The organism is Clostridium sp. (assembly GCF_051278035.1).
In the GTDB taxonomy this organism is placed as follows: domain Bacteria; phylum Bacillota; class Clostridia; order Clostridiales; family Clostridiaceae; genus Clostridium_AD.
Genome location: NZ_JBNMNU010000176.1, coordinates 1 through 8,661, shown reverse-complemented (window position 1 = coordinate 8,661; position 8,661 = coordinate 1). Strand labels below are relative to the sequence as shown.

The following is an 8,661-nucleotide window of genomic DNA, read 5'->3' as shown; positions in this document are numbered from 1 at the left end:
AGAAAAATGACGTCTAAAAACAAAACTTTAGATCAAGTTTTCGATTTGACTGCAATTAGAATTTTAGTTAATGATATTGGAAGTTGCTATGCAGCTCTAGGGATAGTGCATACAGTTTATAAACCAATTCCCGGAAGATTTAAAGACTATATTGCTATGCCTAAACCTAATATGTATCAATCCTTACATTCGACTGTAATAGGACCTCATGGTAAACCTTTTGAAATTCAGATTCGAACCTATGAGATGCATAAAACTGCAGAATATGGGATTGCAGCTCACTGGAAATATAAACAGGCTACGCAGGAAGGCGAAAATGAAAATTTTGATTCTAAATTTTCATGGCTCAAGGATATTTTGGAATGGCAAGGAGAAACATTCGATGCAGAAGAGTTTCTGGAAGGGTTTAAAATTGATTTGTTCGCAGATGAAGTTTTTGTATTCACGCCAAAGGGAAGGGTTATTAACTTACCAATTGACGCAACCCCAATTGATTTTGCATATAGGATTCATACGGATATAGGTAATAGGTGTATGGGGGCAAAAGTAAATGGGCGGATGGTGCCACTCGAATATCATTTGAAAACAGGAGAGATAGTTGAAGTCGTAACTTCAAATTCACCTAAGGGTCCTAGTATTGATTGGCTTAATATTACAAAAAGTAATCAGGCTAAAAGCAAAATTAAAGCTTGGTTTAAGAGAGCTAAAAAAGATGAGAGTATTGAAAAAGGTAAAGAATTATTAGAGAGAGAATCTAAAAGGCAAGGATATAATTTTGGCGAGATTGCAAAAGGTGAAGCAATAGAAAAAATTTATAAAAGATATAATTTTAGAACTTTAGATGATTTATTTGCTTGTGTTGGTGTTGGAGATATTATGCCTCCAACTATTGTTAATAGACTTAGAGAGGTTTTTGAAAATAAAAATAAACCTGAAGATTTGACAATACAAGATATTGAAGAAAAGATAACTAAAAGCGGAAATAAAGATGAAAAAAAGCAAACAGATTTCTCAGGACTAATAGTCAAGGGTCTTGGAAATGTTCTTGCGCGATTTGCTAAATGCTGTAACCCTGTTCCGGGCGATAAAATAATAGGTTATATAACTAAGGGACGTGGAGTTTCTGTTCATAGATGTGATTGTAAGAATATTGAGAATTTAGTTAACAATGAAATAAATAAAGTTGTTGAGGTAAGCTGGGGAACTAGTGAAGGAAAAGGTTATACTACTGAAATTCAAATTAGAGCAGATGATAGATATGGTTTATTATCCGATATAATGGAGGTAATAACATTAACCAAAACACAGTTGTACTCAATCAATGCAAAAACATTAAAAAATAATGTAGCTTTAGTAAACATAAAGCTCAGGATAATTAATATAGAACATTTGAAAGAATTGCAAAAGAAAATAACTAAATTAGCTGGTGTAATAGAAGTTTATAGAATAAAAAACTAAGATAATAATTTTATTCCATTTAAGAGAGGGATATTTATGAGAGCAGTGGTGCAAAGAGTTAAATCATCAAAGGTTGAAGTTAATGGAGAATTAGTTAGTGAAATAGGTTTCGGATTAAACGTTCTTCTTGGAATTTGTAAGGAAGATACAGAAGAAGATATAAAATTCTTAAAAGATAAGATATTAAACCTTAGAATTTTTGAGGAAGATGAGAAAATGAATAAATCTTTACTAGACGTAGGAGGAGAAATGCTTGTAGTTTCTCAATTCACGCTATATGGGGATTGTAGAAAAGGTAGAAGACCAAATTTTATGAGGGCACTCGGTGGGGAAGAAGCCGAAGTATTATATTTAGAATTTGTTAAACAGTGCTGCGATGTATTAGGTGAAGTTAAAACTGGGAAATTTGGCGAAGATATGCAAATTTTTATACAAAACGATGGACCAGTAACCTTACTTTTAGAGAGTAAAAAAGATTTTTAGGAGGTATCGAATGGAAATTAAAAGACTTGTAACAGGAATATATGGATCAAACTGCTATATTGTAATGGATGAAAATACCAAGGAAGCTGTGGTGTTAGACCCCGGTGGAGATGTAGATAATATAGCTCGCACTATAGATACTATGGGTGCTAGTGTTAAGTATATAATTTTGACTCACGGACATTTAGATCATACAACAGGTGTGGCAGAGCTCAAAACTATTACAAAGGCAACAGTATGTATAAGTAAACTAGACGATGATTTAATAACTAAAGGAGAGCATTTATTTGGACCTCTTATTAAAGGTGGAGCAGATAAATTACTAAAACATGATGACATAATAAAGATTGAAAATTTAGAGATTACTTGTATAGAAACTCCAGGTCATACACCGGGTGGTATGTGCTTTTTAGTTCAAAACTGTGTTTTTACTGGAGATACTCTTTTTGCCGGCTCAATAGGAAGAACAGATTTTGCAGGAGGAGATTTCGGAAGTATAATTACTAGCATCAAATCAAAGCTATTAACTTTGCCAGGGGATACTATAGTGTATCCTGGTCACGAACAAATTAGTACAATAAACAATGAAAAATTAAATAATCCTTTTTTACAGGATTGATATAGTGTATAAAAATAAATACATAAGCTATATTACATTAAGGAGTTAAAATGATAAAGGTAAAATTAAACAATTCTAAATTTAATTATGATGTATATCAAATTATTAATTTATTCTACTTATTACCAGAAATCAAATTTGTAGAAGAAGGTTATGATTTTAATATTGAAGTTTCGGAAGATGTAATAAAAATATATTTTAAAGATGAAAGTTATGAGTATATAATTAATAAAAATTATAAAATTAAGGAAGAAGTAAAAAAAGCTGTATTTTTACATTTTTCAAAAAATGCTACTAGTGTGCTTCCTTGGGGTACACTAATAGGAATAAGACCTTCTAAAAGGGCTCTAGAGAGATTACAAGATGGTGCAACTGATGAAACAATCATCGCTGAGTTCAAAGATAAAAATGTTGCAAGAGAGGATAAAGCGAGACTTTGTATTGATGTTGCAAAGTTTGAGCATAACATTGTAAACACAAAGAAAGATAACATAAGTGTTTACATTGGTATGCCATTTTGTCCCACAAGATGTTTATACTGTTCTTTCACCTCAAATCCTATAGATAGTTGTAAAACCGTAGTAGACCCTTATCTTAAGGCTTTGTCACACGAGATTGAGAGTATAAGTGCATACATTAAAGAAAAGCATCTAAATATTGAATGTGTATATTTTGGAGGGGGTACTCCCACTTCTGTAAATAATGAGCAGTTTGAAGGTATAATGGAGTCTATATACCAAGCTTTTATTGTAGGCAATAAAGTTAAGGAATTTACAGTAGAATGTGGAAGACCAGACAGTATAACCGTTGAAAAGTTAAATAGTATGAAAAGTTATGGAGTACATAGAATAAGTATTAATCCTCAGACTATGAATGATGATACGTTAAAATTAATTGGTAGGAATCATTCTGTTGATAGTGTTACCGAAAAATTTAATATGGCTAGAGAACTGGGTTTTGATAATATAAATATGGATTTAATTGTAGGTCTTCCTGGCGAAAAAATTTCACATATGATAAAAACTTGTCATGAAATATCTAAGATTAAACCTGATAGCATTACGATTCATGGCCTCTCCATAAAAAGAGGTTCAAAGCTTCATGAAAGTATGCTCAATAATTATAAGTTTGAAGTTCCGGGTCAAGAAGAATTAAATGAAATGTATAAGCAAACTGTAGATTTATCTAAAAAACTTCATATGGAACCCTATTATATGTACAGACAGAAAAATATGGTGGGTAACATGGAGAACATAGGATATAAAATACCTGGTAAAGAGGGGATATACAATATTCAAATGATTGAGGAAAAGCAAACAATCATTGCACTTGGTGCAGATGCGGTTTGCAAAGTTGTTTTTTTAGAAGAAAACAGGCATGAAAGATTTGCCAATGTTAAAGATGTTAGAGAGTATATAAAACGTATAGATGAAATGGTGGAAAGGAAAATTGCACTACTAGATACTCTGTATAATTAGATGAGATAAAAGGAGGGACAAAATGAATATTCAAGCACCTAAGGGGACTAAGGATATGTTACCCGAAAATGCTTACAAATGGCAGTATGTAGAAAATTTATTTAGGAAGATTTGTTCCGTATATGGTTGCACGGAAATTAGAACACCTATGTTTGAAAATACTGAGCTATTTATAAGAGGAGTAGGGGAAACTACAGATGTGGTACAAAAAGAAATGTACACATTCGAGGATAAGGGTGGAAGAAGTATTACACTTAAACCAGAGGGGACAGCACCTGCAATTAGAGCTTTTATAGAGAATGGTCTTTTTAATGAGGTACAACCTACAAAGTTGTATTATTTTACACCTTGTTTTAGATATGAAAAAATGCAAAAAGGAAGATTTAGGGAGCATCATCAGTTTGGAGTTGAGGTTTGTGGCTCAAAAGAAGCTTCCGTAGATGCTGAGGTAATTAGCCTTGTTATGAGAATATATAGTGAGCTTGGAATAAATGGTGTGCAGCTCAAAATTAACAGTATGGGATGTCCTGACTGTAGAAAAAAATATAATGAAGCATTAAAAATATTTTTAGAGCCTAAACTTGATGAACTTTGTGGTACTTGTGTAAGTAGATTTGAAAAAAATCCACTTAGAATTCTGGATTGCAAAGTTAATAGTTGTAAGGAATTAGTTAGTGGTGCACCAATTATATCGGATTATATATGCGAGGAATGTTCGGCTCACTTTGAAAGTTTGAAGAAATATCTGAGTATTATGGATATAGACTATAAAGTGGATCCACATATAGTAAGAGGACTTGATTACTACACTAAGACTGTATTTGAAGTACATGACAAAACCGGTATTGCGATTTGTGGTGGTGGAAGATATGATAATTTAATTCATGAAATAGGTGGACCGAATTTGCCATCAATGGGTTTTGGTATGGGAATAGAAAGACTGTTAATGTCTCTTGAAGAAAATGATATAGAAATTCCAAAAGAAAATTACATGGAGCTTTATGTTGGTTCAATGCATGAGGAGTCAAAAAATCAAGCAATTAAGATAGTAAATGATTTAAGAGAAAAGGGAATTAAGTGTGAAGGTGATCATATGGAGCGTAGTGTAAAAGCCCAAATGAAATATGCTAATAAAGTAGGAGCATCTTTTACAATTGTTTTAGGCGAGGATGAAATTCAAAGTAGAAATGCTAAAATAAAAAGAATGTCCGACGGACAGCAGTTTGAAATTAACTTAGATAACTTAGAAGAAATTGTTAATATAGTTAAGTATTAAGGTTTTAGGGAGGAATGAAATAAAATGGCAGAAGCATTAGAAGGATTAAAGAGAACTAATATGTGCGGAGATCTTCGAGAAACACACATAGCAAATGAAGTGACAGTTATGGGTTGGGCACAAAGGAAAAGAAACCTAGGCGGCCTTGTTTTTATCGATTTGAGAGACAGAACAGGACTTCTACAATTAGTATTTGGAGAAGAAATAGACAAAGAGGCTTTTATAAAGGCAGATTTAGTAAAATCAGAGTACTGCATTGCAGTAACTGGTGTAATTATTAAAAGGCAAGATCCTAATAATAATATGATTACAGGCCAAGTAGAGCTTCAAGGTAAAAACATCAAGATTTTATCGAAATCAGAAACTCCACCTATCTATATAAAAGAAGATTTAGACGCTTCAGAAAATGTACGTCTAAAATATAGATATCTTGATTTAAGAAGACCTGATATGCAAAAAATCTTTATGATACGTCATAAAACAGCTAAAGTTGTTAGAGACTTTTTAGATCAGAACGGGTTTTTAGAAATAGAAACACCTATGCTTACAAAAAGTACTCCTGAGGGAGCGCGTGATTATTTAGTTCCTAGTAGAAATTATCCTGGAATGTTCTACGCACTTCCACAATCACCACAACTTTTTAAACAATTATTAATGGTATCTGGATATGATAAGTACTACCAAATAGCAAGATGTTTTAGAGATGAAGATTTAAGAGCGAATAGACAACCGGAGTTTACGCAAATAGATATAGAAATGTCCTTTGTTGAGGAAGATGATGTTATAGCAGTAAATGAGGCCTTGATTAAAAAATTATTTAAAGAAGTAGTAAATGAGGATGTTATTCTTCCTATAAAAAGAATAACCTACAAAGAGGCTATGAATAAGTATGGTTCTGACAAACCGGATCTAAGATTTGGAATGGAAATAGTTGATATTACTGAAGAATCACGTGAATGTGAATTTGTGGTATTTATTAATGCCATAGCTAATGGTGGCTCAGTAAGAGCTATAAAAGTAGCAAATTCTGCAGACATGGGTAGAAAGAAATTAGACAAATTAGGTGAATTTGTTAAGACTTATAAAGCAAAAGGTCTCGCATGGATTGCATGTAAAGAAGAGGGAACTAAATCACCTATATCTAAGTTCTTGAATGAGTCGCAAATGCAATCTATCTTAGACAAGGTAGAGGCAAAAACAGGAGACTTAGTACTAATAGTTGCAGATAAAGATAGAGTTGTGTTACAAGCGTTAGGTGCATTAAGATTACAGGTAGCAAAAGAAGTTGAAATTTTAAAAGATAATAAGGAATTTAATTTTGTATGGGTTACACAGTTTCCACTGGTAGATTATAACGAAGAAGAAAATAGATTTATAGCAGCACACCATCCTTTCACAATGCCTATGGATGAGGATTTACAGTATCTAGAATCAGATCCAGGCAGGGTTCGTGCTAAAGCCTACGATATAGTGTTAAACGGTGAAGAGTTAGGTGGAGGCAGTATAAGAATACATGATGCTAATTTGCAAGAAACTATGTTTAAAGTCTTAGGATTTACTCAGGAGAAAGCATGGGAAAGATTTGGATTCTTGCTGGAATCATTTAAATATGGTCCACCACCACACGGCGGACTTGCCTTTGGATTAGACAGAATTGTAATGTTCTTAGCAGGAACTGAAAATATTAAAGATGTAATTGCTTTCCCTAAGAATCAAAACGCTTATTGTCCAATGTCTGAAGCACCAAATGTGGTTGATGATAAACAGCTTCAAGAACTTGGAATTACAAAAACAGACCTAAAGAAATAATACACCAAAAGCATATAGTTTAAATAAAAACAGCATAATAGCTAAGTATTATGTTGTTTTTGCATTTTTATATCTTGATTTGTGTAAAGTAGGATGTTATACTTACAATAGTACCTATACGGGGTACTATAGTCTCTGCCTCTAATATAGCATATGGGAGTGATAAAATGACTGAAGAAAAGGATATGTCAATGGATGATGAACTAGTTCATGACATTCAAATTAGATTAAGAAAAATTGAAGGTCAGGTTAAAGGTATAGAAAAAATGGTGAACAGTGAAACTTGCTGCAAAAATATATTGGTGCAAGTGGCTGCAGTACGCTCTGCTATGACTAAAGTGGGAGGGCTAGTTTTAGAAAGATATACAAAAAATTGCCTTATACATGAAGATGACCCAGTTGAAGAGGAAAAAATTCAAGAGCTTGTTTCAACTTTCCTTATGTTCCTAAAATAAAAAACAAAGAAGTAAATTTGGTGTCAAATTTACTTCTTTGTTTTTTTTAGTTTCATTAAAATTGTACTAATTGAAGACACAAAAACTATACCAATTGCAATTGCACCTGCACTAAATAGAGTTACGACGCCTTTGGATAGAGCAGCATCGAAATTTCCTTTTACTGCCTCAAGAGTTGTATAATACATTCCACCACCAGGAACAAGAGGAATAATTGAACAGATTATAAATATTGTTACAGGATTCTTATAAATTCTTGCCATTAATTCTGAGTAAATACTCCCCACCATTGAAGCGAGAAATAGAGAAAAAATTAAGGATGGTTGTAGTTTTCCTGAGAGAAGATAGGTAAACCAACTTAGACCTCCTCCAATTGACGCTATAATTAAGTTTTTACCTCTTATATTGAAAATCCCTCCAAAACCAAGAGAACTTAAAAGAGCATATAATGAACTTAGAATCATATTAATGCACCTCCAAATAACAATACCCATATTTTGAAAACTATACTTGTGCCTGCAGCTATGGCCATTGCTACAAAAAGTGCTTCTATTGATCTTGATACACCAGCAACTAGATCACCCGCAATAGTATCTCTTATTGCGTTTGTTATGGAAATCCCCGGGACTAATATCATTATAGATCCTATTATAATAGTATCCATATTACCAGTAAAGTTTAAAGATGTAGCTATAAGGGCTATTATGGCAGCCAAAGCACCGCCTAGCATATTTTTTAAAAAACTATTTACCTCAAATTTATCTAAAAATCCTCCTATTAAACTTATAAGAGCTCCAATAAGAAAAGCTACAAAAAAGTCTTTATAACTTCCACCAAAAAGCAAGGTGAAAGATCCAGAACATAAAGCAGAAAAAAATGTTGTTGTGAGTTGAGAATAAGGAGGTATACTATCAATATACTTTATTTTTTTTCTCATATCTTCCATGGATAGTGGATTTAAAACTATTTCCCTGGAGAGATTGTTTATCATAGAAACCTTACGAAGATTTACGGTCCTAGTATTTATTCTTTTAACTAATGAAATGGTCTGATTTTCACTGTTAGTTATAGAAACCATAATAC

The 8,661-nt window shown here is 32.6% G+C and carries 9 protein-coding genes; 7 read left to right on the top strand and 2 right to left on the bottom strand.

What is annotated here, in order from left to right; genetic code table 11:
• From ACJAX4_RS19590 to ACJAX4_RS19560, 7 genes are all read left to right on the top strand, one after another.
• Nucleotides 1-1,458 (top strand): RelA/SpoT family protein (locus ACJAX4_RS19590; RefSeq protein WP_435791121.1); only part of this gene is annotated, 1,458 nt, incomplete at its 5' end.
• A gap of 36 nt (nucleotides 1,459-1,494) precedes the next feature.
• Nucleotides 1,495-1,941: a D-aminoacyl-tRNA deacylase gene (gene dtd, locus ACJAX4_RS19585; RefSeq protein ID WP_435791120.1), complete on the top strand. Its 447-nt coding sequence runs from the start codon at nucleotides 1,495-1,497 to the stop codon at nucleotides 1,939-1,941.
• 10 nt (nucleotides 1,942-1,951) lie between these two features.
• Nucleotides 1,952-2,560 (top strand): MBL fold metallo-hydrolase, encoded by a 609-nt coding sequence (locus ACJAX4_RS19580; protein ID WP_435791119.1) that lies wholly within the window; start codon nucleotides 1,952-1,954, stop codon nucleotides 2,558-2,560.
• A 50-nt stretch (nucleotides 2,561-2,610) separates the two neighbouring features.
• On the top strand, nucleotides 2,611-4,038 hold the full coding sequence (locus ACJAX4_RS19575; protein ID WP_435791118.1) for a coproporphyrinogen III oxidase: 1,428 nt from the start codon (nucleotides 2,611-2,613) through the stop codon (nucleotides 4,036-4,038).
• A gap of 22 nt (nucleotides 4,039-4,060) precedes the next feature.
• Nucleotides 4,061-5,314 (top strand): histidine--tRNA ligase, encoded by a 1,254-nt coding sequence (gene hisS, locus ACJAX4_RS19570; protein ID WP_435791117.1) that lies wholly within the window; start codon nucleotides 4,061-4,063, stop codon nucleotides 5,312-5,314.
• Between the two features lie 24 nt (nucleotides 5,315-5,338).
• On the top strand, nucleotides 5,339-7,123 hold the full coding sequence (gene aspS, locus ACJAX4_RS19565) for an aspartate--tRNA ligase (RefSeq protein WP_435791116.1): 1,785 nt from the start codon (nucleotides 5,339-5,341) through the stop codon (nucleotides 7,121-7,123).
• Between the two features lie 167 nt (nucleotides 7,124-7,290).
• Nucleotides 7,291-7,578 (top strand): metal-sensitive transcriptional regulator, encoded by a 288-nt coding sequence (locus ACJAX4_RS19560; RefSeq protein WP_435791115.1) that lies wholly within the window; start codon nucleotides 7,291-7,293, stop codon nucleotides 7,576-7,578.
• Between the two features lie 29 nt (nucleotides 7,579-7,607).
• Here the strand turns inward: ACJAX4_RS19560 and ACJAX4_RS19555 are convergent, their stop codons facing one another.
• Both ACJAX4_RS19555 and ACJAX4_RS19550 read right to left on the bottom strand, forming a co-directional pair.
• The gene (locus tag ACJAX4_RS19555; protein WP_435791114.1) at nucleotides 7,608-8,042 is read right to left on the bottom strand and encodes a threonine/serine exporter family protein; all 435 of its coding nucleotides are present in this window, start codon (nucleotides 8,040-8,042) and stop codon (nucleotides 7,608-7,610) included.
• The coding region (locus ACJAX4_RS19550) for a threonine/serine exporter family protein (RefSeq protein WP_435791113.1) at nucleotides 8,039-8,661 on the bottom strand (623 nt) is incomplete at its 5' end. The genes ACJAX4_RS19555 and ACJAX4_RS19550, both read right to left, overlap by 4 nt.

Excerpts from the sequence above, each read along its gene's own strand:
- dtd (WP_435791120.1), top strand. The coding sequence starts at position 1,495 with ATGAGAGCAGTGGTGCAAAGAGTTAAATCATCAAAGGTTGAAGTTAAT.
- ACJAX4_RS19580 (WP_435791119.1), top strand. The coding sequence starts at position 1,952 with ATGGAAATTAAAAGACTTGTAACAGGAATATATGGATCAAACTGCTAT.
- ACJAX4_RS19575 (WP_435791118.1), top strand. The coding sequence starts at position 2,611 with ATGATAAAGGTAAAATTAAACAATTCTAAATTTAATTATGATGTATAT.
- hisS (WP_435791117.1), top strand. The coding sequence starts at position 4,061 with ATGAATATTCAAGCACCTAAGGGGACTAAGGATATGTTACCCGAAAAT.
- aspS (WP_435791116.1), top strand. The coding sequence starts at position 5,339 with ATGGCAGAAGCATTAGAAGGATTAAAGAGAACTAATATGTGCGGAGAT.
- ACJAX4_RS19560 (WP_435791115.1), top strand. The coding sequence starts at position 7,291 with ATGACTGAAGAAAAGGATATGTCAATGGATGATGAACTAGTTCATGAC.
- ACJAX4_RS19555 (WP_435791114.1), bottom strand. The coding sequence starts at position 8,042 with ATGATTCTAAGTTCATTATATGCTCTTTTAAGTTCTCTTGGTTTTGGA.